General features: G+C 45.3%; 24 protein-coding genes and 1 riboswitch. Of the genes, 14 read left to right on the top strand and 10 right to left on the bottom strand.

The window, feature by feature from the left end; translation table 11 throughout:
- The coding region (locus tag MUP17_11895) for a TonB-dependent receptor (protein MCJ7459676.1) at positions 1–1,849 on the bottom strand (1,849 nt) is incomplete at its 3' end.
- A gap of 299 nt (positions 1,850–2,148) precedes the next feature.
- A riboswitch (cobalamin riboswitch) is annotated at positions 2,149–2,350 on the bottom strand.
- Between the two features lie 201 nt (positions 2,351–2,551).
- Here MUP17_11895 and MUP17_11890 point away from each other — a divergent pair.
- Both MUP17_11890 and MUP17_11885 read left to right on the top strand, forming a co-directional pair.
- Positions 2,552–3,586 carry a cupredoxin domain-containing protein gene (locus tag MUP17_11890; protein MCJ7459675.1) on the top strand — a complete coding sequence of 345 codons (1,035 nt, stop codon included), beginning with the start codon at positions 2,552–2,554 and terminating at the stop codon, positions 3,584–3,586.
- 191 nt (positions 3,587–3,777) lie between these two features.
- Entirely contained in the window at positions 3,778–4,425 is a 648-nt protein-coding gene (locus tag MUP17_11885; GenBank protein ID MCJ7459674.1) for a T9SS type A sorting domain-containing protein, read from the top strand.
- A gap of 416 nt (positions 4,426–4,841) precedes the next feature.
- Here the strand turns inward: MUP17_11885 and icd are convergent, their stop codons facing one another.
- From icd to MUP17_11840, 9 genes are all read right to left on the bottom strand, one after another.
- A complete protein-coding gene (gene icd, locus MUP17_11880) occupies positions 4,842–6,089 on the bottom strand; it encodes an isocitrate dehydrogenase (NADP(+)) (GenBank protein ID MCJ7459673.1) in 1,248 nt (415 codons plus the stop codon).
- A gap of 67 nt (positions 6,090–6,156) precedes the next feature.
- Positions 6,157–6,657: a 3-isopropylmalate dehydratase small subunit gene (locus tag MUP17_11875; protein ID MCJ7459672.1), complete on the bottom strand. Its 501-nt coding sequence runs from the start codon at positions 6,655–6,657 to the stop codon at positions 6,157–6,159.
- Positions 6,658–6,740: 83 nt separating this feature from the next.
- On the bottom strand, positions 6,741–8,048 hold the full coding sequence (locus tag MUP17_11870) for a 3-isopropylmalate dehydratase large subunit (GenBank protein MCJ7459671.1): 1,308 nt from the start codon (positions 8,046–8,048) through the stop codon (positions 6,741–6,743).
- Positions 8,049–8,558: 510 nt separating this feature from the next.
- Positions 8,559–9,863 carry a citrate (Si)-synthase, eukaryotic gene (locus MUP17_11865; GenBank protein ID MCJ7459670.1) on the bottom strand — a complete coding sequence of 435 codons (1,305 nt, stop codon included), beginning with the start codon at positions 9,861–9,863 and terminating at the stop codon, positions 8,559–8,561.
- A 279-nt stretch (positions 9,864–10,142) separates the two neighbouring features.
- Entirely contained in the window at positions 10,143–10,550 is a 408-nt protein-coding gene (gene ndk, locus MUP17_11860; GenBank protein ID MCJ7459669.1) for a nucleoside-diphosphate kinase, read from the bottom strand.
- A gap of 100 nt (positions 10,551–10,650) precedes the next feature.
- Positions 10,651–11,250 (bottom strand): 2-oxoacid:acceptor oxidoreductase family protein, encoded by a 600-nt coding sequence (locus MUP17_11855; protein MCJ7459668.1) that lies wholly within the window; start codon positions 11,248–11,250, stop codon positions 10,651–10,653.
- Positions 11,247–12,098: a 2-oxoacid:ferredoxin oxidoreductase subunit beta gene (locus MUP17_11850; GenBank protein ID MCJ7459667.1), complete on the bottom strand. Its 852-nt coding sequence runs from the start codon at positions 12,096–12,098 to the stop codon at positions 11,247–11,249. Before MUP17_11850 ends, MUP17_11855 begins: the two co-directional genes overlap by 4 nt.
- A 4-nt stretch (positions 12,099–12,102) precedes the next feature.
- A complete protein-coding gene (locus MUP17_11845; protein ID MCJ7459666.1) occupies positions 12,103–13,242 on the bottom strand; it encodes a 2-oxoacid:acceptor oxidoreductase subunit alpha in 1,140 nt (379 codons plus the stop codon).
- Positions 13,243–13,260: 18 nt separating this feature from the next.
- Complete coding sequence (locus tag MUP17_11840; protein ID MCJ7459665.1) at positions 13,261–13,539, bottom strand: 4Fe-4S binding protein; 279 nt, start codon at positions 13,537–13,539, stop codon at positions 13,261–13,263.
- 91 nt (positions 13,540–13,630) lie between these two features.
- On the opposite strand from MUP17_11840, the gene MUP17_11835 reads away from it, so the two are divergent.
- The 12 genes from MUP17_11835 to MUP17_11780 all read left to right on the top strand — a co-directional run.
- Positions 13,631–14,089 carry a 4Fe-4S dicluster domain-containing protein gene (locus tag MUP17_11835; protein ID MCJ7459664.1) on the top strand — a complete coding sequence of 153 codons (459 nt, stop codon included), beginning with the start codon at positions 13,631–13,633 and terminating at the stop codon, positions 14,087–14,089.
- A gap of 65 nt (positions 14,090–14,154) precedes the next feature.
- The gene (locus MUP17_11830; GenBank protein ID MCJ7459663.1) at positions 14,155–15,021 is read left to right on the top strand and encodes a CoB--CoM heterodisulfide reductase iron-sulfur subunit B family protein; all 867 of its coding nucleotides are present in this window, start codon (positions 14,155–14,157) and stop codon (positions 15,019–15,021) included.
- Between the two features lie 54 nt (positions 15,022–15,075).
- Complete coding sequence (locus MUP17_11825; protein ID MCJ7459662.1) at positions 15,076–15,972, top strand: site-specific DNA-methyltransferase; 897 nt, start codon at positions 15,076–15,078, stop codon at positions 15,970–15,972.
- On the top strand, positions 15,969–16,529 hold the full coding sequence (locus tag MUP17_11820; protein MCJ7459661.1) for a restriction endonuclease: 561 nt from the start codon (positions 15,969–15,971) through the stop codon (positions 16,527–16,529). The genes MUP17_11825 and MUP17_11820 overlap by 4 nt, the downstream gene beginning before the upstream one ends.
- 177 nt (positions 16,530–16,706) lie before the next feature.
- Positions 16,707–17,501 (top strand): HEAT repeat domain-containing protein, encoded by a 795-nt coding sequence (locus tag MUP17_11815; GenBank protein MCJ7459660.1) that lies wholly within the window; start codon positions 16,707–16,709, stop codon positions 17,499–17,501.
- Between the two features lie 349 nt (positions 17,502–17,850).
- The gene (locus tag MUP17_11810) at positions 17,851–18,366 is read left to right on the top strand and encodes a ferredoxin family protein (GenBank protein ID MCJ7459659.1); all 516 of its coding nucleotides are present in this window, start codon (positions 17,851–17,853) and stop codon (positions 18,364–18,366) included.
- Between the two features lie 247 nt (positions 18,367–18,613).
- Positions 18,614–19,543, top strand: coding sequence for a GDP-mannose 4,6-dehydratase (locus MUP17_11805; GenBank protein ID MCJ7459658.1), 930 nt, complete (start codon positions 18,614–18,616; stop codon positions 19,541–19,543).
- 156 nt (positions 19,544–19,699) lie between these two features.
- Entirely contained in the window at positions 19,700–20,476 is a 777-nt protein-coding gene (locus tag MUP17_11800; GenBank protein MCJ7459657.1) for an MBL fold metallo-hydrolase, read from the top strand.
- A 315-nt stretch (positions 20,477–20,791) separates the two neighbouring features.
- Positions 20,792–22,282: an aldehyde dehydrogenase family protein gene (locus MUP17_11795; protein MCJ7459656.1), complete on the top strand. Its 1,491-nt coding sequence runs from the start codon at positions 20,792–20,794 to the stop codon at positions 22,280–22,282.
- A gap of 85 nt (positions 22,283–22,367) precedes the next feature.
- Positions 22,368–23,687 (top strand): cyclic 2,3-diphosphoglycerate synthase, encoded by a 1,320-nt coding sequence (locus MUP17_11790; GenBank protein MCJ7459655.1) that lies wholly within the window; start codon positions 22,368–22,370, stop codon positions 23,685–23,687.
- A 260-nt stretch (positions 23,688–23,947) separates the two neighbouring features.
- A complete protein-coding gene (arcC, locus tag MUP17_11785; protein MCJ7459654.1) occupies positions 23,948–24,892 on the top strand; it encodes a carbamate kinase in 945 nt (314 codons plus the stop codon).
- Between the two features lie 271 nt (positions 24,893–25,163).
- The coding region (locus MUP17_11780; protein ID MCJ7459653.1) for a hypothetical protein at positions 25,164–26,080 on the top strand (917 nt) is incomplete at its 3' end.

Genomic DNA, 26,080 nt, shown 5'->3' with positions numbered 1-26,080 from the left:
TGGCACTGGGTTTGATCCTTTTGGTCAGGTACTTTATTTCTGGATAAGAAGAGTAATCCGGATAATAGTTCAGCTTCTGGGTTCGGTAGTTGAAGGAAAACTGGGTGGACAAAGAGGCGAAGAGCTTAATGTTCAAATTCAGATTAAAACTATGCTCAGGCTGAAACCGGGCTTTCCTCTTCAGTTCCTCAAATCTCTTTTCTCCGGTGAAGTAATCGTCATAAACTAATTCCTTTTTTATCTCCTCTCCTCGATTAAAAGAATAATTCAGGTCAACATCTATATCTTCCTTTAAATTATAACCCAGCTGAAACTCTGTGCCCCAGGAATTGAAGCGGTCCAGATTAAAAGGCTGCCATAAGCCGTTTTCACCCAGGGGCTGCCAGGAGATTAGATTTTTCACCTGGCGTGAGAATAAAGAAATCTGGCAGGAGAGCTTCCGGGCACTATAAGATAATCCAGTTTCAAAACTCTGTCCTTTTTCCGGCTTCAGGTCTTCATTCCCGCCATCCGGCCAGTACAGGTCGTTAAAGGTGGGGGCTCTGTAGGCTCTGCCGTAATTTAGTTTCAGAGACAGGTTTTCCCTCAGATGATAGATTGCGCCTAAATTCGGGGAGAAAGATTTTTCAAAATTGCTGGGCAGGTCAACTCTGGCACCAGCCTGAAAAGTGAATTTACCTTTGTTCAAGGAGGAGTTTCCCCATAGTCCAAAAATACTTGAACCAGGATTCCAGGAAGAAACCAGATTAGTCCCGGATGAAGTAAAATGAGAGTTTTTCTCAGCCTCAAAAAGGTCAGAAGAGAAATCGCCTCCGAGAACCAGTCGGTTTTCTTTTTGAAACGAGAATGAATACTGGATGAATCCTCCCAAGCTCCTGGCTAAATAAGAATATTCCTCATCCACTTCCCCAAGAAAATCATATTTAGTGGAATAATCCAGATGCCTGCGGTCAAAAAAGAGCCTGGTTGAAAGCTCCTCTTTAGCATCCTCAGAGCGGAAATTGAAGTTCAAATCAGCGGAGAAGTTCTTATCCGCCTGTTTATCAAAAAGGGAAGAGACACTGGAATTGCCGTATTTCGGGATGCTCAAAGGGTCGGGTACTGGTCCGGGTAAACCTAAATCGTCAGTCTGAGCAAGGAGGTAGAGTTTCAGGTCAGCCTGAGAAGATATCTGATAGAAAAGAGTCGAGTGGAAAAATAATGAAGAATAAGCTGAATTCTCCCTTTCGCCTTCAGACTGCTTTTTTCCCAGACCTGATTCAAGCCTTAAATTTTTTATCCCGGAGCTGAATTTCAGAGAGTAAAGCCTGGTTTTCCTGTCTCCAAAAAGAATAGAGGATGAGGCCTTTATCTGGCTGGTCGAGGGAAAAGAGGGGATCAGATTCACTACTCCGCCTAAGGCATTAGCACCATATAAAGAAGAAAGAGGACCATGAACTACCTCCACTTTATCCAGGTTTTCCAATGGCAGGTCGCTTAAGTTAAAAATCCCGTTAGCCATATAGTTTAATTTTCTCCCTTCTAAAAGAAACAGAACCTGGGAGGAGGAAGAGCCCCTGAGACTAAAAGTCTGCACCTGGCCTAATTCGCCTGAGGATTTCATCTCTCCGTTAGAGAAGTTCTTCAAGACCTCACCTAAAGTGAGAAGATTGAAATTCTTCAGCCTGGAAGAGACGAGCTGGGTAGAATAAGACGTGACATTTCTGAGATGCTCTGGATAACGCGTGGCGGTGACGATTACCGGCTCAAGCTGATAAATTTTCTCACCGGCGTCTGACTCGGACGTCTGGTCTGCCTTTACGCACATTGGCAGAAGCAGAAGTAGGCTGAGAAGGATGGTTTTTTTCATCTTTACCTCCTTAATTAAAGGTTCAAACGCTTAAATGCTCAAAGGTTTAAAAGCTCGCGTAGCCGAGCCTTCAAGGCTCGGCGCAGAGGTTTATCCCGCAAAATGCGGGACTGCTACGCTATATAAGGTTCAAACGGTCAACAGCTAACCGCAAATCGCGTAATGAAAAAAAATCCCAGCTTTCGCGGTGAAGCTGGGTCAATCTTTATCTCCCTTTCAAACTCTTCCCGCGAAGAGCAATTATCCTTGATCTTAGGGGCAGTTCATGTCCAATTGGATCCACTTGGAAATTACCCCTATCTAAGGGACTTGAACCTGTCAGGTTTCCTGACTTTGCGGCTTCAAGCCTACCGGCTTTACCTTCCCCTTTCGGGTGGCTCAAAAAAGCTTTCGTAGCCGCTTACAGTAGCGGGGCTGTGACGGATTTTCACCGCCTTCCCTGAAAGATTCATTACCTTTATAAAATAATTTTAAAGGATTGTCAAGGATTTTTTTCAAAAAAGGTGTCAATGCAAATATAAAATGTTGTAGCGGAAGCTTCTGGCACCACCCCCAAACAAGTTTGGGGGTGCCACTCTGCAACCCTTGAAAACTTTTTCCAGTCAGGTTGCCAACAAACAAAATAGTCCGCTCGTAAATAGGTTACTATAAGGCGAAGAAGACAATTTTAGTATTCTTTGAAACTTTAACAGGGAAGGGTATATGTTCCAAGCAAAAAGGTTTTTGCTTAGCGCGGCATTGGTCTTTCTGTTCCTCAGCATTTCTCTAAGAGGGGAGAGCTCAACCAGTGCCCTCAAGACCGTCTCGGTAGTCGATTTTGCTTTCGTCCCACCAGCTGATACTATATTAGTAGGTGACAGCATCCTTTGGATCAATAACGGCGGGTTTCCTCATACTTCGACCAGCGACTCAGGCGTGTGGGATTCGGATTCGCTTCACTCTCAGTCATTTACTTTTCAATTTAACATCCCCGGTTCTTATCCCTACGCATGTCAATACCACCCATTCACTATGACTGGTACCATTGTGGTTAAGCCCACCCAGCTTCATAATGTCTCAATTGTCGACTTTGCCTTCAGCCCGCAGGTGGATACCATCACCGCAGGTGATAGCGTTCAGTGGACCAATAACGGCGCGTTCACTCACACTTCCACAAGTAATACGCTCATCTGGAATTCAGGGAATCTGGCACCAGGACAATCGTTCACTGTTCAGTACAACACCCCTGGCTCTTTTCCTTATCACTGCGCGATCCATCTATCTATGACCGCAACAATTGTGGTCAAACCTGCAGCAGTTCACACGGTCTCTATAATCGACTTCGCCTTTGTTCCCCAGACTGACACCATAACCGCGGCAGATAACGTCCGCTGGGTCAATAACAGGGCTGTATTTCACACCACGACCAGCAATACAAGTGTGTGGAACTCTGGAACCCTGAGTCCGGGACCTTCTTCTTTTACCCGTCAGTTTAACACCTCAGGTTCATTTCCTTATCAGTGCAAGTTCCATCCGAGCATGACCGGAACAATTCTGGTAAGAAAACGCGGGGACGCTAACGGTGATAGCAAGATAACGGTTTCAGACGTGGTTTATCTGGTCAACTATCTATTTAAAGGAGGACCTCCTCCCAATCCTTTACTGACCGGAGACGCTAATTGCGATACTAAAGTGACGGTTAGCGATGTGGTTTATCTGGTCAACTATCTTTTCAAAGGTGGACCGCCTCCGTGCTGAGCGAAGCGAAATCCCGCCAAAGGGCGGGACTGAAGAGAGTTTGGCGTTTGAAGTTTGTTCGTTTGTTCGAGTGGAGTAAGGGTTCATCCACCAGAGGCGGATTGAACCCCTATATGTAGATTTTTCTTGACAATTTAAAGATAAAAGAATTAAATTTAAGAAAAATTATAAACTTTATCAGAGGAGGAGATATGCTTTTAGTGAAAAGATTTTACCTGAGCGTTCTTTTAATTGTGCTGCTGATAGGTATCTGCCTGGGAGGTCAGGCTCTGGCAAAGACCGAGCAGATCTCTATCGTCGATTTTGCCTTTTCTCCGCAGTTTGATACCATATCAGTGAATGACAGCGTTCGCTGGACCAATAATGGAAGCTTCAACCACACCTCAACCAGCGATACCCGCATATGGTCCTCTGGGATTCTGTTGAACGGGCAGTCATACGTGCGTCAGTTCACCACGGTCGGAAGTTTTGCTTATCAATGCTCGCTTCATACTTTTATGACCGGGGTAATAGTAGTCAAATCCACGGGAATCGAGGACGAGAACTCGTCTGAAACCCCCAGTAAGTATTCTTTGAACCAGAATTTTCCCAACCCGTTCAACTCCTCTACCAGGATAAGTTTTTATTTGCCGAAGAGCGGGAATGTAAAATTAGAGGTGTATAATATTCTGGGCCAGAAGATAAGGACTTTGTTAGAAAAAGTAGAGGAGCCGGGACCGAAGACCCTTTTCTGGGATGGGACAGACGATAGGGGATTGAATGTCCCAACAGGCATATATTTCTACCGTCTGACTGCACAGGATTTTGTGGATACTAAGAAGATGGTTTATCTGAAGTAGAACGATAAGATTCACAGCTGATTGAACGGGTTAAGCGGATTTGAAAAGCAGATGTAGGGGTGAGGTTCCCTCGTCCCAAGATTTCTCCTGCTTCACCCTCAAACAAGTTTAAGGGTGTCACTCAGTCGTTCCCCCACAAAAAAGAAAACTTAGACCCAGGTTGCCCTCAACCTGGGTCTAAGTTTTCACCGTCGGGTCAGTCCGCCTGCGGCGGACGACTGGCACACAGAAGTAGAGACGCATGGCGATGCGTCTCTACAAAAAAAATCACCCCACCTTGAGGCAAGGTGGGGCTAAAAGTTAGTCATCTACAGATTGCTTCGTCGTCTATCGGACCCCTCGCAATGACAGCCAATCATTCGGCGCATGCAAAAGTGTAGGGGCACGGCATGCCGTGCCCCTACCAAAATACTTTCTTATCCCATATTCTCGATAATCCCAGTTCCGAACTCTGAGGTTTTGACTTTGGTGGCGCCTTCCATTAATCTTTCCAGGTCGTAGGTAACTCGCTTCTGTTTAATGGTCTCCTGAATTCCTTTATAAATTAACTCGGCTGCTTCTCTCCAGCCCATATACTCTAACATCATACATCCTGACAGAATCACTGAGGTGGGGTTAATCATGTCTTTATCCGTATACTTAGGCGCAGTGCCGTGAGTGGCTTCGAATAATGCCACGAAATCACCAATGTTGGCGCCGGGTGCCATTCCCAGGCCTCCTATCTGAGCAGCGCAGGCATCAGAAAGATAATCACCGTTCAAATTCGGAGTTGCCACAACTTCGTACTCATCTGCCCGGGTCAAAATCTGCTGGAACATGCTGTCTGCAATCCGGTCCTTGATCACAATCTTGCCTGGAGGGACCTGCCAGTTATAATCTTTTTCCAGCTCAGCTTCGGTGATCACTTTATCGCGAAATTCTTTCAAAGCCACATCATAACCCCATTCCCTGAATGCTCCCTCAGTATATTTCATAATATTCCCCTTATGCACCAGGGTAACCGATTTGCGATTATTCTCTATGGCATATCTGATCGCTTTACGCACTAACCTTTTGGTTCCGGTCACGCTGATCGGCTTGATTCCGATGCCCGAATCTGAGCGGATCTTGGTTTTCATCGTCTTGTTCAGCCAGGTGATGACTTTTTTTACTTCTTTGGTGCCCTTTTGCCACTCTATCCCGGCATAAACGTCCTCAGTATTCTCCCTGAAGATGATGATCTTCATATTTTCCGGATGCTTAACCGGAGAGGGGACACCCTCGAAATATCTTAAGGGGCGAACGCAGGCATAAAGGTTCAAAACCTGTCTTAAGGTCACGTTCAAGCTTCTGAACCCTCCACCAATAGGAGTGGTCAGAGGTCCCTTTAAAGCCACGATATAATGTTTTATCGCCTTCAGGGTATCCTGAGGAAGAAGCTCGCCATATTTTGCCTGGGCTTTTTCTCCGGCATAAACGTCGAACCAGACTATTTTCCTTTTTCCGTCGAATGCCTTCTGTACGGCGGCATCTAAAACCCGTCGGGAGGCTTTCAGAATGTCCCTGCCCACGCCATCCCCTTCGATAACCGGGATGATCGGGCTTTCAGGCACCTGGAGTTTATCCTTTACGATTTCGATTTTTTCACCCTCAGCCGGCGGGGTGATCTTATTGAACTTTACCATCCTTATTCCTTCCTTTCTTTTAAAATGGAATTGTTTCAAGGTCGAATAAATTAACGATTGAGGTTTTTCAATCTAATTTAAAATCCCCATGTTTTTGAATATGGTCGATCAGTCCCCCATCATTCAAAATATGAATCATTGCTTTGGGCAGAGGTGCAAAAGTTAGGGTAACACCATTAGTCAAATCCTTTACCTGGCCTTTTTCCAAATCCACTTCGAGTTCATCATTAGCGGAGATTTTGTCAGTATCGCAGATTAGAGCCGGAAGACCCACGTTGATGGAGTTGCGGTAAAAAATGCGCGCAAAAGATTTTGCCAATACTGCTGATACTCCAGCCAATTTGATAATGGTAGGAGCGTGTTCTCTGGAAGAGCCTAATCCGAAATTCTCACCCCCGACAACGAAATCGCCTTTTTGTACTTTGCTGGCAAAGGTGGTGTCAGCATCCTCCAACACGTGCTTTGCCATTTCCGGCAGGTTGGAACGCAGATGAAAATATCTTCCCGGAGCGATTAAGTCTGTGGAGATGTCATCTCCGAATTTGAATACCTTTCCTTTTAAGATCATAGATACCTCTTTTCACATTTGTAGGGGCGTATTGCAATAGGCCCCTACACTTTTTCGGAGACGCATTCGATGCGTCTCTACTTTTATTTTCTTTTCCTTTTTGCTACCTTTACTTTTTTGCCTTTGGGTTTCTTTTTAGCTATGAATTCCCTGGGGTCAACTATCTCTCCGGCAACTGCCGCAGCAACTGCTGTGGCGGGTGAAGACAAATAGATGAAAGCATCCGGATTTCCCATTCTCCCTTTGAAATTCCGGTTCTGGGTGGAGATGCAGTTTTCCCCATCTCCTAAAATCCCCTCGTGCACGCCTACGCAGGGCCCGCAGCCCGGAGCTAAGATTGAGGCTCCGAATTCCACTAATTGCTTGATATATCCCTTGCTCATCGCCTCCAGGAAAACAGATTTTGACGCAGGCACAACTATGAACCTGGTTTTTGGATTTTTCTTTCTCCCTTTGATTATCTGGCAGGCGATCTCGATATCCTCCAATCTTCCATTGGTGCAGGTTCCTAAGAAAACCTGGTCTATCTTTATTCCTAGGGATTCGTTGATCGGCTTGGTATTGTCTACTGTATGAGGAAAAGAAACAGTTGGTGCGAGTCTGGAGGCATCGATTTTTATGACCTTCTCGAAAACCGCGTCCTCGTCACCTCTAAGCTCTTTGTATTTGCTCACCCTTCCCCATTTCTGCAGGAATTCTTTAGTCTTCTTGTCAGACTGGATCAAACCAGCTTTTGCACCAGATTCTATTGCCATATTTGATAAGGTCATCCGGCTGGAGATCGACATATTATCAATAGTATCACCGGTGAACTCCAGGGATTTATAAGTTGCACCATCTGCGCCGATAAGACCGATTAAATACAAAATCAAATCCTTGGAATAAACCCCGGGCTGGAAATCTCCAGTTACCTCGATTCTAAAAGTCTCAGGAACCCTGAGCCAGGTTTTACCCAGAGCGATTCCAATCGCCACGTCAGTTGAACCCATGCCGGTCGAGAAGGCTGCCATAGCGCCGCCAGTGCAGGTGTGAGAGTCAGCTCCGATGAGGATTTCACCCGGATTGAGATATTGCTCAAAAATTACCTGGTGACAGATGCCCATTCCAACGTCTGAGACCTGACAGCCAGTCTTCTCGGCAAATTTCCGGATAGTCATATGGTCATTGGAAAGCTCTTTCCGAGGAGAAGGTGCGGCATGGTCCAAAAATAAAACCGTCCTTTTGGGATTGGCTGCTTTTTCCAAATTTATCTTCTGCAGTTGTCTTATGGCTAAAGGAGCAGTGCCATCCTGCATCAGACATACATCCACCGATACTACGACTATCTCGCCGGCTGATACCTCTTTGCCCGCATGTTTTCCGATGATTTTCTCGGCTAAGGTTTTACCCATTTTGTTCCTCGCTTTTAGGTATTGGCTATTTGCTATTCGATAAGAACTCAAACTTTTTTTCAGCTCCGCTATAGCGGAGCCCTACGATTTTTTTTTTCGTAGGGCAATCCCTCAGGGTTGCTTTCTCTTTAAGATATAAATTAAGAGAAAAATTTCACAAAGTCAACTTTTTTTGGAGGATTTTTTGAGATGGAATATAAACCTTCAGGTTTATTCTTACGTAGGGGCGGAGTTTATCTCCGCCCAATGGGAGGGGTGGAGACAAGCTCCACCCCTACGCGACTTCCTACACCCTCAAAACAAGTTTGAGGGCACACCACCCATTGTTTGGGATGAGCTTGTAGCGCGACCCTTTTCCTATTAACGGATCCGTAGGACAGGGTCGCATTGCCCTACGGGCGCTACTTCCTACGACCTATAACCTGTCAGGGCGAGTCAGCCTCCGGCGAATCGCCCCTACATCTCGCAAAAGGGGAGAGAGGAACCTGTATGCTGTTTACTATCTACTGTCTACTTATTTATTATGTTCTGCTTTATCCACTCGGTAGTAACCGACTTCGGTCTTTCGATTGGAAGACCCAGAGCCCTGTCCCACACCAGTTGTGCCAAAACACCCATAGCACGGGAAACTCCGAAGAGCACAGTATAGAAATCATATTCCCTGACACCATAATACCACTGCAGAACCCCTGAGTGTGCATCCACGTTAGGCCAGGGGTTTTTGGCTTTGCCGTGCTTGGTCAGAATGTCTGGTGCTACCTCATAAATCATACTGACTAACTTGAAATGCTCGTCCTCAGGCATATGCTTCAAAGCAAATTCCCTCTGGGCGACGTATCTGGGGTCAGTTTTTCTTAAAACCGCATGCCCATATCCGGGTATAACCTGTCCGCTGTTTAAAGTATCCCACAAAGCTTTGGAAAGCTCATCTTTGCTGGGAAGTTTTCCGCCCAGCTTTTTCATCAGGTTCTGAATCCAATGTAACACTTCCTGATTAGCCAGACCGTGCAGAGGACCAGCCAAACCGTCCATTCCAGCAGAAAGTGAATAGTAAGGATCAGAAAGAGCTGAGCCAACTAAATGAGTGGTATGCGCGCTGACGTTTCCTCCTTCATGGTCGCAGTGCAACACCAGATATAACCTCATCAATTCAGAATACTCAGGATTATCGATTCCCATCATATGAGCGAAATTTGCCCCCCAGTCCAAAGCCTTTTTTCCCCGGACTCTCTTTCCATCCTTATAAGTCCGTCGGTAAATAAAAGCCGCGATCGCAGGGAGCTGTGCCAGAAGGTTCATCGTGTCCTCGTAGGTGGGTTCCCAGTACTGGGTTTTTGGCAGACCTTCCTCATATTTCTTAGAGAAAAGGGAATAAGGCTGAAGCGCAAGGATGCCGATGGAAAACTGGGTCATAGGATGCATATTCTTCGGCAGTGCGTTCAGGGTTTTCCAGACCTCCTTGGGAACTTCGCTTCTGGCCTGCCATTCTTTGGTTACTTCCCTGACATCCTTTTTTGAAGGAAGCTCACCAGTTAAAAGGAGCCAGAAAATCCCTTCTGGCAAAGGTTCCTCTCCTTCTTTTGCCTTGGGAAGTTTTTCCCTGACTTCAGGTATGCTGTACCCTCTGAACCTGATTCCCTCCATAGGGTCCAAAAGGGAAGTTTCCCAAACCATACACTTAATGTCCCTCATCCCGCCATAGGCCTGGCTCACGGTTGCCTGGGAAATAACTTTTTCCCCATGCTCTTTCAGGATGGCCTTAACCTGTCCCTGCATCTCAGTGATCTTTTTGGTCAGCAACTCTTTTAAGGGCATATCTCTTCCTCCTCTATAACTAAGGTGAATTTTTTTAATGGGTTTCTTCGGGTCTTCCTTGCAGGGCTAAGAATTGGTAGCCGCAGACTTTAGTCTGCGTCAGGATGCTTCAATTACTGATACGCAAGCTGAAGCTTGCGGCTACCTTCTTCGACAACAGTCTCTTAGGGTTCACCCTCCAGGGTTTCCTTACTTAATAACGATCTCGCCGATTTGTGCCACAAGTCAAATCAACTTGTGAAATTTTTCACTATAAGATACTATAAAAAAAAGAACCTGTCAACTCTTTTTGCCAAAAAAGAAATCGATTTCTATTTTAGCATTCTCGTTTGAATCTGAGGCGTGGACCGAATTATGGCAGATGTCCAGACCAAAATCTGCCCGGATGGTTCCTTTTTCCGCTTTTCTCGGATCAGTGGCGCCGATAAGCTCACGCAGTCTTTCCACTGCTTTTTCCCTTTTCAGATGGGTCACCACGATCTTGCCTGAGGAAATGTAGTCAACCAATTCCTGATAGAAGGGTTTTCCCTTATGCACCTGATAGAATCTGCCCCCTTCCTCTGGAGAAACTTTTATCATCTTAAGCCCTTCTATCCTGAAACCATCTTTTTCTGCTCTCCGTAAAATCTCGCCGATCAAATCCCGATTTACTGCATCCGGCTTAATAATCAAAAGAGTTTGTTCCAAAGATCCTCCTTTTTAAACTGCTGCTCCTGCTGGATGTTATCATCCAGCAGAAGGACAGACGGATGATAACATCCGCCCGGGAGCTGACCGGTATATATCTCTAAACTCTTGCGGCCTGAGGTTTTTTCCTGCTCCTCTTTTCTTTTCTGGCTAAGTCAAACCCTAACTCTGCTGCTCTCAGGTTCAGATCCAGCATGGCTTTGGGTGATTTCCCTTTGATCGCTTCAATTATAGATTCCTTTGAGACTATTTTGGTCAAGGAGACGATGGCTCCCAGGGCAATAATATTCGCCACCACCGGTGTGCCAAGGTTCTCCCTGGCAGTTCTGGTGAAGGGTAAACTGATCACCTCTCTGGCAGGGGGCTGGTCGACCAGGTCTGAATCGACCAAGAGTATACTTTCATCTTTCAAATTGAGACAATAAGTGTCGCAAGCCTCCTGGGTCAATGCCAAAAGCAGGTCCAGTTTCAGAGCCTTGGGATAATATATGTCTCCTGAGCTGAAAACAATGTCTGAGCGGCTGGCTCCGCCTCTTGCTTCTGGTCCGTAACTCTGGGTTTGAGAAATATTCTTCCCCTCGTAGATCCCCAAAGCCTCAGAAAGGATAGTGCCGGCGAAAACCAACCCCTGACCTCCGGATCCGGAGAGCCTCATATCATAACGATCCTCGTGCTCAGCATCCATTCTTCTGGTTTTCATTTCTTACCCTCAGAATCCTCTGGAGGGACTTGAAACTGGGCTATCACCTTGTCATACTCCTCGCAATATTCCGGGAAATCCACATCCCACATAGTCCCAATAAGAAACTTGTCTTTCAGTTTTTCCGGCGGTAGTTTGGCAGCGGCTTGTATCGGTATAGCGTGCTCTTTCTGCCACTCCATCATCTTGACTGCGGTCCCTTCCTTATTTAACCTTCCGTAGAAGGTGTGGCAGTGGCTGATGACCTCCACTAAGGAGAACCCTTTTTTCAGAATCGCCTGCTGGACAAGTTTCTCCAGTAAGGTCACATGATAAACCGTTCCTCTTGCCACGAAAGTAGCGCCAGCAGATTTAGCTAAACTGCAGATGTCAAAATCTCTTTCACGGTTTCCATAAGGAGCAGTTGTTCCGAGTTTCATAAAAGGAGTAGTGGGGGAATACTGCCCTCCAGTCATCCCGTAAGTGCTATTATTTATCAGAATAGTTGTGATATCTATATTTCTTCTGCAGGTATGAATAAAATGGTTCCCCCCTATAGCCAGCCCGTCCCCATCCCCGGTTATCACTATGACCTTCAGCTTCGGGTTAGCTAATTTCACTCCAGTTGCAAATGCTAAAGCCCTTCCATGAGTAGTATGCAGGGTATTGAAATCCACATAAACCGGCATACGGCTGGAACAGCCGATCCCGGATATCATGGCGACATCGTTGCGGTCTAATTTCAAATTATCTATTGCCCGGATGATGGCACCTAAGGCTATGCCAATTCCACATCCGGCACACCAGACATTCGGAAACTTCTTCTTGGCGCGTAAATAGGAATGGGTTTCTGCTGCTATTATCTCCATTTTCTTATCTTACCTCCCTGATCTTGGCAAAAATCTGTTCCGGGGTCAAAATATCCCCATCGAACCTGTTCAAGGCGTAAATTTTGGTTTTTCCGCAGTTGGTTCGCATAACCTCGCCGAGCAACTGACCCTGGTTCAGTTCAGCCACGATTATCGCCTCTAACTGCTCTGACATCTGCTCCATATAAATGTCCGGGAAGGGCCAGATGGTCAATGGCTGGATCAAGCCAACCCTGATCCTTTTGTGCTGAGCCATCCTGATCGCCTGCCTGGCTGCGCGGGCAACTATCCCGTAAGCGAAAACCGCAATGGTGGCATCCTCCATGAACTCCTCTTCCACCCTCACGATATCATTCACGTTGCTAGTAATCTTTTTCTCTAATTTATTCAGTTTAGCCTCTATCTCCTCAGGTTTTGACGTTGGGAACCCCAGAGGGTCATGAGTCAACCCGGTTATATTATACCTGTAACCTTCTCCGAAACTTGCCATCGGGGAGACGAAATGGGGATTGATCTCAAAATGCTGGTACCATTCAGGCGGCACCGTCGGTTTCATTCGGTTGAAAACTTTTATCTCGTCAGGCTCTGGCAGAACCACTTTTTCCCGCATATGGCCCAAGACCTCATCCATAAGCAGGATTACCGGGGTTCTGTATTTCTCGGCTAAATTAAAAGCCCTTATAGTCAAGCTAAAACACTCCCTGACTGAAGACGGGGCTAAAGCGATAGCATGATAATCCCCGTGAGTTCCCCATCTTGCCTGCATCGTGTCCGACTGCGAAACCTTGGTCGGCAGCCCGGTAGAGGGACCTCCTCTTTGCACGTCTACGATCACACAGGGGACTTCTGCCATATAGGCATAGCCGATATTCTCCTGCATAAGGGAAAAACCCGGACCAGACGTGGCAGTCATCGCTTTTGCGCCGGCGATTGATGCTCCAATTACCGCCGCAATACTGGCTATCTCATCCTCCATCTGAATGAACTTGCCACCCCTGCGGGGGAGGTTTCGGGCTAAATATTCAGCTATCTCAGTAGAAGGAGTTATTGGATACCCGGCGAAGAAATTAGCTCCAGCAACTAAAGCCCCTTCAGCACAGGCTTCGTTCCCCTGGAGAATTCTTGCCTTTTTATTCTGTTCCATTCTAAATCCTCAAGATTTTCAAGACTTTTCTTCCTTAGCCTCTTTTGGCCTTACAGTTATGGCGAAATCCGGACATCTTAACTCACACAGCCGGCACTGGGTGCATTTATCCGGTATCAAAACAGGAAGCCCGTCTTTATCTGCCACTAAGGCTCCGGTTGGGCAAAAGGCAATACAGATATTACACCTTTTGCACCAGGCTTCAAAAATGTGGACTTTTCCAAAGTCCTCTTTTGGCTCTTTTTTGGCTTCTTTCACAGCCTCAGTCTTCTTTATCTCTTCAGCCAAGTTTCTCATTTCCTCCTTATTTGAATACGCAAAACCCAAAAAAATCTTGACTTTTTCAGGTATATATGATAAACTGTAATAAAAGTCAAGGTCATTTTTGATGAAGCCGGTTAACTTCAAATTCAGATACAAGCTCAATACTATTATCGGTGGAGAGGCGCATAACTTTTGTTACCAGTGCGGTGCCTGCGTGGGAGATTGCCCTGCAGCCTTGTACTCACCTGATTTTAATCCCAGAAACATACTTCTAAGAGCTCTTTTGGGCGATGAGGAATCTTTGGTCGGTCCTGATTCGGTTATCTGGGACTGCACCAACTGTAACACCTGTTACGAGCGGTGTCCTCAGGCAGTCAGACCAGTCGAAGTGATAATCGCGCTCAAGAATATCTCCTTTGAAAAGGGAACCAATCCACCGGGAGTAAAGTCCATCTTAGATTCGGTCAAGGAATCAGGCAGAACAGTGAAAACCAGCTCACTTTCTGATAGAAGAAGAAAGGAGTTGGGTCTGAAGGAGATAAGTATAGTTCCACTGGAAGAGCTGAAGAAATTGCTTGAATGACTTAGCGATTCGCTATTAGCTATTGGCTTTTAGCGAAAAGCGAAAACCTAATCGCGAAAACCAAAATGAAATATGCTCCTTTTTTCGGCTGTATGATCTCGGTGAAATATCCGCAGATGGAAGCCTCTGTCCGAAAGACCATGGCTAATTTGGGGATGGAGTTGGTTGATCTGCAGGGGTTCTCATGCTGTCCTGATCCGATATATTTCAAAGCCGCAGATAAGTTGACCTGGATGACTCTGGCAGCAAGGAATATCTGCATAGCGGAGGAGGCAGGTCTGGACCTGGTAACTATGTGTTCTGGCTGCACTGCCACTTTATCTGAGGCTAACTTCCATCTTAAACATGACCCGGAATTAAAGGAAAAAGTCAACCAGAGATTAAAAAAGATAGGAAAGGAATATAAAGGGACGATTTCAATCCGGCACATCGTCACGGTTCTAAGGGATGACTTGGGAATCGAAAAAGTCAAATCCTCAGTCAAAAAACCCTTGAATCTAAAGGTTGCGATTCATTACGGGTGTCATCTTCTGAAGCCCAGCGAGATAATGAGAGTGGATGACCCTGACCATCCGACCATTTTGGAGCGTTTGTTTGAAGTCGCTGGTGCAGAAACTATAAAACACGAAAAGCAGGTTTTGTGCTGCGGAAAAGCCTGTACCCATGAAGAGATTCCGGAGAAGATGACCTATGATGTTTTATCTTCGATTAAAAAATCCGGAGCTGACTTTATGGGGCTGATCTGCCCCACCTGTTTTGACGAGTTCGATTTAGGGCAGATAAACCTCTCCCGTAAATTCTCAGTCGATTTGAAAGTTCCCATAATCTACTATTTCCAGTTCTTAGGACTTTCCCAGGGGCTTTCACCCGAAGATGTGGGTTTGCATCTGCACAAAACCAAAGCAGATGAGATGCTGAAGAAGATAAGTTGATTTTTTCTGCATCCTCTGTGATTTTGATTGAATAAAGATGTCGCGTAAATTCAAATGACCAAGACCCAAATCGAGTCACTCACGCGGATGAAGATAGCTGATGCTTTTAATCCAGAAGCTGATGCGGTCTTATATCATGGAGACTGCTTAGATCTGCTTAAACAGATTCCCAGCGGATTCGTGACATTGGTTGTTACTTCGCCTCCATACAATATTGGAAAACCATACGAGAAACGATACGATTTGGACACATATCTTGCATTGCAACAAGAAGTAATAAAAGAATGCACCAGGATTCTTGCGGATGACGGCAGTCTATGCTGGCAGGTGGGAAACTACGTAGATAACAGTCAGATCATACCTTTAGATATCAAAATTTATCCAATTTGCGAGTCGCTCAATTTAAAATTAAGAAACAGGATCATCTGGCACTTTGGTCACGGATTACATGCCTCCAAGAGATTCTCAGGCAGGTATGAGACCATTTTGTGGTTTACCAAAACAGATTCATATATTTTTAATCTGGATGACGTAAGAATCCCACAAAAATATCCTGAAAAAAAACATTTCAAAGGACCTAAAAGAGGTCAACTTTCAGGTAATCCCATCGGCAAAAACCCCAGTGACGTATGGGAGATTCCTAACGTAAAAGCAAATCACCCTGAGAAAACAATCCACCCTTGCCAGTTTCCAGTGGAACTGATTGAACGTTTGGTATTAGCATTGACTCACCCAGGTGACTGGGTATTCGATCCATTTGCTGGGGTTGGGTCTACACTAATAGCTGCTCTGCTGCACGGAAGAAAAGGCGCTGGCGCAGATACAGTCAAGGACTATATAGATATCGCTAAGAACAGGCTGCACCTTCTCTCAAGAGGAAAACTGACATTGAGGCCGATGGGGACTCCAATTTATCAGAGGGATTCAATAAACCAACTAAAAATTATATGAAAGTTATAGCGAAATATTCATTTAAGGACGGAGAAAGATTCATTTCAACGAATTTCGGAAGTGAATATAAGGAAGTTCTGGATGTCATTCGCACTTTAGATGCCTCTAAATGTAAAACGAAAGTTAGTAAAGAGAAAACTATGCCGGGTCAGGTTTTATATGCACCAAAGCAAATCAATAAAGAGTTCAAAAGGCTTTTCGCCCTTAAGGGATGGGGAAAAGCAAGGATTAAGGTTAGCACCAATGTCCCTGAACTAGGCGAAGCACATGTTCATAATGGCTTTCGAGAAATGGATTTTATCAAGAATAAACTGGGAGTTGAGGTTCAATTCGGGAAATACGCATTTATGGTCTACAACGTAGCTGCGAAAATGACGATTTTTGCCAAACAGGATAAAATCCAAGCAGGAATTGAAATTGTGCCAATGCTTAGCCTTCAAAGACACATGTCCACTGGGGTTTCCTATTTTGAGCAGATGAAAACTGACTTAGAGATGAGAGGCATAAGCAACATAGATATACCGGTACTTATTGTCGGAGTAGATGACAAGAAATAGTGTCCTGTAGACTAAGTAGCTTAAAGATTATAATAACAAGATATGTTGTCATGTCAGTAAGTACAGGGGCAATTCGTGAATTGTCCCTTCAATCCTCAGCTACTTTAGTGGCGTTAAAACCAGAGACGCATAGCATGCGTCTCTACGAGTTTTCAAAGATAACAAAAGGAGGTCGACTTGGAGAAGTTAAAGCCATCGTTCAGTAAACTGACTGACCCGGACAGGGAGGTAGTCCTGCAAGGGATCAAGGAGATAGAAAGTTATCTCCCTAAACTTGAAGGCAGGAAATTTAAGGAGGCGTTATCCTCCTTATCCAGTCTTTTCTATATAGATACCTTTGAAAGACCGGACCTGCAGCCGGTGATTGATCGGGTTTTTGAAACCTTTAAAAGATTCAGGGCTAAGACCATTCCTTTTCTTCTATCCTCTACCTGCGAATCAGATTTTAAGTTTCAACTGAATCTGGCCCGGGCTCTGGGGAAAATCGGAAAGCCCGCCATAAAGCCTATCCTTTCGAGACTCAGCAGGTCCAGAGACCAGAAAGAGAAATCATTTCTGCTTTATGCACTGGGGAAGATTAAGGATTCGGCAGTAGTGGTGGCAATTCCTGTTTTTCTCAAAGGTCTTAGAGATAAAGACCAGGAGGTCAGAGATAGTGCAGCTCGAACCTTAGGTAAAGTGTTCGAAGTCACACCCCCTTCGAAGATATCTTTCAGAAACAGGAGCCTTATCTTTGAGAGTCTATTGAAAAGGATTTCAGATGAATCCTCTGGGGTAAGAAGCAAGGCAGTCAGAAGTCTGGGGAAGATGGTGAAATATGGTTTTGCCGATGAGGAGCAGAAGGATAGATTAAACAAAGTGGGAAACCGGCTTTTAGGTAAGAATGAAAGTTACAACTGGGATATCGCCTATATCGTCAGGAGAGAAGCCCAGGAGGTTTATGATTACCTTTCGGGCAAGGGGAAAATATAATCACGTCTTTGCGAGGAGGTCATTTGACCGACGAAGCAATGACAGTACAATGGACCCACGTTGCCACAACTTGGTTACGTTTAAGTCTTGAAGACAAGGTAAGTAGAGACGCATCGAATGCGTCTCAATATTTGAAATTAGCCCACCTTAAGGCAAGGTGGGGTTACCGATTCCCTCTACTTTCTAAGGAGAGGGAAGGGAGAGGTTCCAGTGGATAATTTACCGTCGGGTCGGGGGATCCGACAACCACATAAGAGCTAAAGAAAGTTGGAAAATAAATCTTCAGGTTTATCAAACGGTAAAGCTAAAGTCACTAGGATCTTGAGACTTTACACTCCAGCGGAAATCGATGAATAAAAAAACTAAAATGGTTTTGATCGGGAATCAGCTCATTGGAATGGTGGGCTTGGAGGAGACATTTGCGGAGTTTCATAAATCGGACCTGAAGCCGGATGAGAAAATTAAAGCAAGGTTGATCGACTCTGCGAGAAAAGAAAATTATATCCCACCCAAGCAGGAAACCATTTACTCTGAGGCTTTGCTCAGAGAATACTCCCTTTATTGCCAAAAGAAGATAAGCGGTTCTACGGATCAAACCGAACTTTGCTGCGATACCTATCAAGGAATCCCCAGAGAGAATATTCCCTGGTATCCAACTGTGTATGAAGAAAGATGCGATGGCTGTAAGAAATGTTTTGATATGTGCCCGCAGAAAGTTTATCTTTGGGATGAAAAGATAAATAAGCCCAAAGTGATCAATCCTTTTGCCTGCGTGGTCGGTTGCTCCGGCTGCGCGGAGGTTTGTAAGCTCAAAGCTATCAGTTTCCCGCCTTTAAGTATTCTAGATAATCTCAAATCTGGTTGAAAACGTAGGGAGAGGTACCCTGCCCTTTTTCCTTGGTTTTGAATCTAAGCAGTTAACTTTTCGCATCAGCAAGTTGAGGCACTCCCAAAAAAGAACCTCTCCCTAACCCTCTCCTTGAAAAGGAGAGGGGGGACCGTCTGTAGGGGTTCAAAATTTTGAACCCCTACACCTTTTTGATTGACTTACGCAATCTTAAATCTTATAATAAGTTACAGCTTTCACAAGGTTTTGACAAGGAGGTTGAAGTTTGGCAAAAATTTTAGTTACTGGCGGTGCTGGTTTCATAGGCTCAAACGTGGCGGATAGGTTTATCTCCCTTGGGCATAAGGTCTTAATCGTGGACAATCTAAGCACTGGATTTAAGGAGAATGTCAATCCCAAAGCCAGGTTTTATAAATTAGATATTAACAGTAAGAAAATCGAGCAGGTTTTCAAGGATGAGAAGCCTGAAATTCTGTGTCATCATGCGGCTCAGATAGATGTGCGAAAGTCTGTGGCTGACCCGATTTTTGATGCTAAGGTAAATATCGAAGGAACTTTGAATTTACTGAATAACTGCGTCAAATACAAAACCAATAAAGTAATCTTCGCCTCAACCGGAGGGGCGCTCTACGGCGAGCAGGATTATTTTCCCGCAGACGAAAATCATCCGGAAAGACCTTTATCTCCTTATGGTGTAGCCAAGCTGTCAATTGAAAAATACCTTTATTTCTACAAAGAAAGTTATGATCTGGATTATGTCTCATTGAGGTATGCCAACGTGTATGGTCTACGGCAGAATCCCTGGGGAGAGGCTGGGGTGGTGGCTATTTTCACTCAAAAGTTTCTTTCCGGTGAAACAGCTATCATTAACGGAGATGGTAAACAGACCAGGGATTACGTCTATGTAAAAGATGTGGTGGCTGCAAATCTTCTGGCTCTGAAGCATACCGAATCGGATTTTTTCAATATAGGGACAGGAATCGAAACCGATGTTAACGTCATATTCAGACTTTTGAAGAAAATGACCGGCTCGAAACAGAAGGAGATTCACGGGCTAAAAAGACCGGGAGAGCAAAAAAGAAGCGTTCTGGATTCTTCAAAAGCAAAAAGGATTTTAGGCTGGTCTCCAAAATACGATTTGGAAAAAGGGATGGAGGAGACGGTAAAATATTATCAGGACAAAATAGCCAGGTAGACCCGGCTTGTTTCCAAGGGGGAAAGTAGACGTAGGGACAGCCCTTGCGGCTGTCCGCATTTGAGCCCGGACAGGGACAACCCTGTCCCTACATTAAAAAAAAGGAAACCCCACCTTGCCTCCAAGGTGGAACGACAAACAAACGTTGTCAAGAATATGAACAGAATAATCATCTTAGGTTCTTCCTCAGGTATGCCTGACCCGGAAAGGGCTTGCTCTTCGATCTTAATCGAAGCAGCGAATAAATCCTATTTGATCGATGCGGGTGAAGGGTGTGCCTCAGCGATTTTAAGGCATAAGATAGATCCCGTCAGGATCAGACAGGTCTTTATCACGCATACTCATGCCGACCACTGCATCGGAATCTTTATGCTGGTTCAGATGATGCACCTTCTGGAAAACAAAGAAAACATAGAAATATACCTGCCAAAAGAGGCAGTCTTCTGGTTTGAGAATATGTTCGATGCTCTGTATCTATTTAAAGAAAAATTAAGCTGCAAATTTGAACTGAAACCTATCACTTATGATTTCCTGTTTAAAGATGGGAATCTGAGTTTAAGAGCACACCTCAATCGACATCTGCTATCGAATAAGGAGTTTATCTCAGAGGAAAATCTGCCTAATAAGATGGAAAGCTATTCTTTTGGTCTGGACCTCGGTGGGGAGAGGATTTTTTACTCAAGTGATATCGCTGACCTGCAGGATATAGAAAACCTGATCGAAGAGGCGGATCTTCTTTTCTGCGAGTCAACTCACATCAAGGTTGAAGAGCTTTTGGAACTGGTCAAAAGAAAAAAGGTCAGGGAGACTATCCTGACTCATATTCACGAAGAGGTCGAAGGAAAAAAGGAGCAAATTATCAAGATGGCAGAGGAAATGGAGTATCAAAATCTGAGGTTTGCTTTCGATGGCATGAGCATGAGTCTGCCTTGAAACAAAGGGTGAGTAGTGAGTAGCGAGGGATGAGGAGTACGCAGCGTCGGGCTTTATGCCCGACTAGGACGTAGGGGCGAGGTTTCCTCGCCCGAAAAAATTTTATGTAAAACACCCTCAGACAAGTTTGAGGGTGCCACCCTGTTTTCAAGGTGAGGGGATTGCTTCGTCGGTCAAATGACCGACTCGCAATGACAAATTCTAAAGATGCAGCATCGGGTTTTATGCCCGACGGTTAAGCTCAAAATCATTTGACAGGAGTTAAAAAAAAGCCTATATTATATTTTTGTAAATTTCTAATTTTGAGGAGGTATTATGGCAGAAGCGAAGGTTTATAAAAATTACATCAATGGGGAATGGGTTGATTCTGTTACAAAACGGACATTTGAGAACAGAAATCCGGCTGATACCAGAGAGGTCTTAGGGTTTTTTCAGAAATCAAGTGAAGAAGATGTCAAAAAGGCTGTGGATGCAGCCAAAGAGGCGTATCGCAAGTGGAGACTGGTTCCTGCACCTAAGAGGGCCGAGATTGTTTTCAGAATTGGAGAGATGCTGATAAAAAGGAAAGAAGACTTTGCCAAACAGATGACTCAGGAGATGGGAAAGGTCCTGAAGGAGACCAGAGGTGATGTGCAGGAAGCAATTGACATGAGCTATTATATGGCAGGTGAAGGGAGAAGGCAATTCGGTTTTACTACTCCATCGGAACTGCCCAATAAGTTCCAGATGTGCGTGCGCCAGCCGCTTGGCGTGTGCGCTCTCATTACTCCCTGGAACTTTCCGATGGCTATTCCCTCCTGGAAGCTTATGCCGGCTTTAGTCCTTGGGAACACAATCGTTTTCAAACCGGCGACAGATACTCCTATGTCAGCTTATAATCTGGTGAAAATCTGTGAGGAAGCAGGGATACCAAAAGGAGTAATCAACTTAGTTACCGGTTCCGGCTCGGACGTGGGTATACCTTTAATGAAGTCCAAAGACATAAAAGTGGTTTCCTTTACCGGTTCAACTGAAATCGGAAGAAAAGTCTCCGAGGTCTGCGCTACTGATTTCAGGCATGTGCATTTAGAGATGGGTGGGAAGAATGCGATTATGGTGATGGAGGATGGGAAGATTGATTTAGCAGTTGAAGGTGCGCTGTGGGGAGGGTTCGGCACGACCGGTCAGAGATGCACTGCCACCTCCAGGGTGATCGTTCACAAGAAAGTCTACAATGAATTCATAGATAGATTTGTGGCCAGAGCCAAAGCTCTGAAAGTAGGAAATGGTTTAGACCCTTCAGTGGAGATGGGACCGTCAATAAACGAAGGTCAGCTTAATACGGTGATGAGCTATGTCAAAATAGGGAAAGACGAAGGGGCAAAGCTGTTTTGCGGCGGGAATAGGCTAACCTCTGGCAACTATCAAAACGGATTTTTCCACGAGCCGACCATTTTCGGGGACGTAGACCCGAAAATGAGAATTTCCCAGGAGGAAATCTTCGGCCCGGTGGTCTCGGTCATTCCCTGCGATAGTTTGGAACAGGCAATCGAAATCTGCAATGGCACGATCTACGGGCTTTCAGCTTCGATCTACACCCAGGACGTGAACAAAGCCTTTGTAGCTATGAGGGATGTTTACACCGGCATATTCTACGTGAACGCATCAACTATCGGAGCGGAAGTACACCTGCCGTTTGGCGGAACAAACCAGACTGGAAACGGGCATAGGGAAGCTGGTGTTGCCGGGATTGACGTTTTCTCTGAATGGAAATCGATTTATGTGGACTTCAGCGGCAGACTGCAAAAGGCACAGATCGACGCTTAAGTGAAGTCGTTTTTAATTTGTCTTTTTACAAACAAGCGGGTGGGTAACAGTTGCCCACCCCTTAAAACTTTAAATAAGGGAGTTTATGCAGAAAAGAAGAGTACTCATAATGGGAGCTGCAGGCAGGGATTTTCACAATTTCAATTTAGTTTACCGGGATAAGCCTCAGTATGAAGTGGTGGCTTTTACTGCCACCCAGATACCGGATATCGAGGATCGGAAGTATCCTCCGAAATTATCCGGCAAGCTTTATCCCAAAGGGATTCCGATCTGGGCAGAGGATGAACTTGTTCAGATCATTAAGAAGTACAAAATCGATGAGGCAGTTTTCTCTTACTCTGATGTCTCCTATGAATATGTTATGCACCGTGCGGCTTTAGTTTTGTCCGCTGGTGCAGATTTCAGGCTTTTAGGCAAAAAAGGGACTATGCTGAAATCTAAATTGCCCGTCATTGCGGTTTGTGCAGCCCGAACCGGAAGCGGCAAGAGCCAGACCACTCGCAAAGTCTGTGAAGTCCTGAAAGAATTCGGCAAAAAAGCCACAGTCATACGGCATCCGATGCCCTACGGGAATTTGTCCGAACAGATTTGCCAGAGGTATGCAAAGCTTTCTGACCTGGACAAGTACAAATGCACGATTGAGGAAAGAGAGGAGTATGAGCCGCATATCGAGAGGGGAAATATCGTGTATGCGGGTGTGGATTATGGAGTGATTTTGAAAGAGGCGGAAAAAGAGTCAGACATCTTAGTCTGGGATGGTGGTAATAATGATCTTCCGTTCTATCATCCGGACCTGCACATAACTGTGCTTGACCCGCTACGACCTGGCGATGAGATAACTTATTTCCCTGGAGAAGCGAACCTGATCTCCGCGGACGTTCTGATAATAAACAAGGTCGATTCTGCCGGGTTGGAGAATATCGAAGAGGTCAGGGGAAACATAAAAGAGGCAAATCCAAAGGCGGTAATCATCGAGGCAGCCTCCCCCATCTTTTTGGATAAGCCTGAGCTGATAAAAGACAAAGAGGTTTTAGTGATAGAGGATGGTCCAACTTTGACTCATGGGGGGATGACATATGGAGCAGGAATCGTTGCGGCTGAGAAGTTCGGAGCAAAGGAGATAATCGACCCCAGGCCTTATGCTGTCGGCTCTCTCAAAGAAATCTACAGGAAATATTCCCATATCGGCGCTTTGCTTCCGGCTATGGGATACAGCAAAAAACAGATCAGCGAGCTGCAGAGGATCATAAACTCGGTGAAATGCAATTCGGTGATAATTGCTACGCCGATAGACCTGCGCCGGGTTCTTAAGATAAATAAACCTTCGGTAAGGGTTAGATACGAACTGCAGGAGATAGGGAAGCCGGATTTAAAAGATGTGCTGAGGGAATTTATAAAAAAGTAGGCAGTAGACAGTAGATAGCATACAGGGAAAAGATGTAGGGGCGAGGTTGCCTCGCCCTAATAGGTAATAGGTCATAGGGACAGAACATTGTTCTGTCCGTTGTCCTTAAAGATGCGTTAGGTTAGAATTAAGGATGTAGGGCATGGCCTCAAGGTCTTGAGACTTCAGCTTTGTAAGATTAGTTTGTAGCGCGAGGCTTTTAGCCTCGCAATGCGACCCTGAAAGGGTCGCGCTACGATAATCAAGGACAGAAAAGAAATATGAAAAAGAAGACGGCAGTTGTGGCTTTGGGTGGGAATGCCATCACCCGGCAGGAGGAAGAGGATACTATTCCTCATCAGTTCAGGAATACAACCCAAAGTCTCTCTGGTGTGGCTGAGCTGGTTAAAGAAGGGTTCAATTTAGCCATTACACACGGAAACGGTCCCCAGGTCGGAAACGTCATTTACAGAGTCGAATTAGCCCGCGGCAAAGCTCCTTATCTTCCGATCCAAATCTGCGTGGCGGATACTGAAGGCGGAATGGGATATATGATTGAGCAATGCCTGAGGAATAAATTGAAGCAGGAAAATATCACAAGAGAAGTAGTGACAGTTGTCACTCAGGTAATCGTAAATAAAGATGACCCCTCCATAAAAAATCCTTCGAAATTCATCGGGCAGTTCTATTCTAAAGAAGAGGCTGAGAATTTTGCAACAGAGAGAGGTTGGATTATAAAAAAGGATTCAAATAGAGGGTGGAGAAGGGTGGTTCCTTCGCCTATTCCTCTGGAGATAGTGGAAAAAGATTCTATCAAAGTTTTAGTCGAAAATGGAGTGATTGTCATAGCCGCAGGTGGTGGCGGGGTTCCGGTCTGCAGAAAAGAAGATGGAACTCTGGAAGGGCTGGATGGGGTCATCGACAAGGATAGAGCCTCAGCCGTTTTAGCTCGTGACATAGGTGCTGAATTACTTCTTATCTTGACTGAGGTGGAAAAGGTGGCTTTGAATTATGGCACGCCTCAACAGAAGGACTTAGACAAAATGACCTTAGAAGAGGCAAAAAGATATTTGAAAGAAGGACATTTCCCAGAAGGGAGTATGGGACCTAAAATCGAGTCTGCGATTCAGTTCCTGGAAGCAGGGGGAAAGGAAGTAATTATCACCTCAATCGCCAAGGTTCACGAATCGGTGAAAAGAAGAGCAGGAACGAGGATAACTAAATAAAAAATAATGACGGATGACGAATTTCGGATGACGGATAAAAACTGTAGGGGCGATCCGCTGCAGGCGGACTCGCCCAAGATCGTAGGGCAAGGCATTTGCCTTGCGTTGTTTTTTTAGGCAAGAGGGCTTGATAAATCAAGCCCCTACAGAAGACGGTCGTAGGGGTTCGATTTATCGAACCCTAATCTGCTCAGGCTGATTGGCAAGCACAGAAGTGTAGGGGCGTATTGCAATACGCCCCTACAGGGAACTCCTGAAGGATTAAAGAACTATGAAAACAGTTGTCAGGCTATTCTCGTTCCCCGTTTTGTTGTTTTTGATTATCTGTCCTCTTCTTTTTGCCGAGGATTTGAAAAGCAAGAAGCTGTCTGACAATGACTATACCGCTCTGAAGATCTGCGAGAGGGTTATCCAGTTGTTCAAACAGTTTCCGGACTCGGTCTGGCCCGGATATAATCTGGCTCAGAGGCCCTTTATAGTCTATATACCGGATAGATGGGCGCTGTTATTCAACTACTCGAAAGAAACCGATGATTTCACCTCTTACCCGAAAGATTGGCCGGATTTAGGGACTCAGGTCTTATTTCATTCCGGACAGTACAAGGACCTGGCTGGACAGTTAGTTTTCGATTTTCCGATTGATACTCTGAAGGTGGCGGCGGTTCCCCTTACAGGGAAATCTGATGTGGAGCTTTTTGCCTTTATCGTCCACGAGGCTTTTCACCAGTATCAGGGAAGCTCCTTTGGAGAGATCCCCTGGGAAAGGGAAGAGAAATACCCTATTCAGGACAGCCAGAATACGGCTCTTACTTATCTGGAGATGCGGCTGTTGATAGATGCCCTGAGAGCGTCTGAAAAAGACCAGATAAGAAAATGTAGAGAGTATGTCAAGCAGTTCGTTGCGGTCAGAAGCTACCGCTGGCAAAATGTAGATCCATTTGTGGCAAAATATGAACGAGGGCAGGAGATCAATGAAGGAACCGCAAAGTATGCTGAGCTGAAAGGTATCTCCCTGGTCAAGGAGTTAGAATACAAATCTTCACTTGCCGGATTGACTTCCCCTCTGTTTGAAGATTTTTCCTTTATTCTGATGCCTGAGTATCTTCTGGCAGATTTTCAGGCGCGGATAACTGATAGTTCAGTTTCGCCTGAGGATATGCCTCGCAACCGGATCTATCCGGTTGGGGC

This window comes from Candidatus Zixiibacteriota bacterium, assembly GCA_022865345.1.
Classification (GTDB): domain Bacteria; phylum Zixibacteria; class MSB-5A5; order MSB-5A5; family RBG-16-43-9; genus RBG-16-43-9.
Note: the sequence above shows the minus strand (reverse complement) of the source record. Positions and strands in the feature narration are given on the sequence as shown.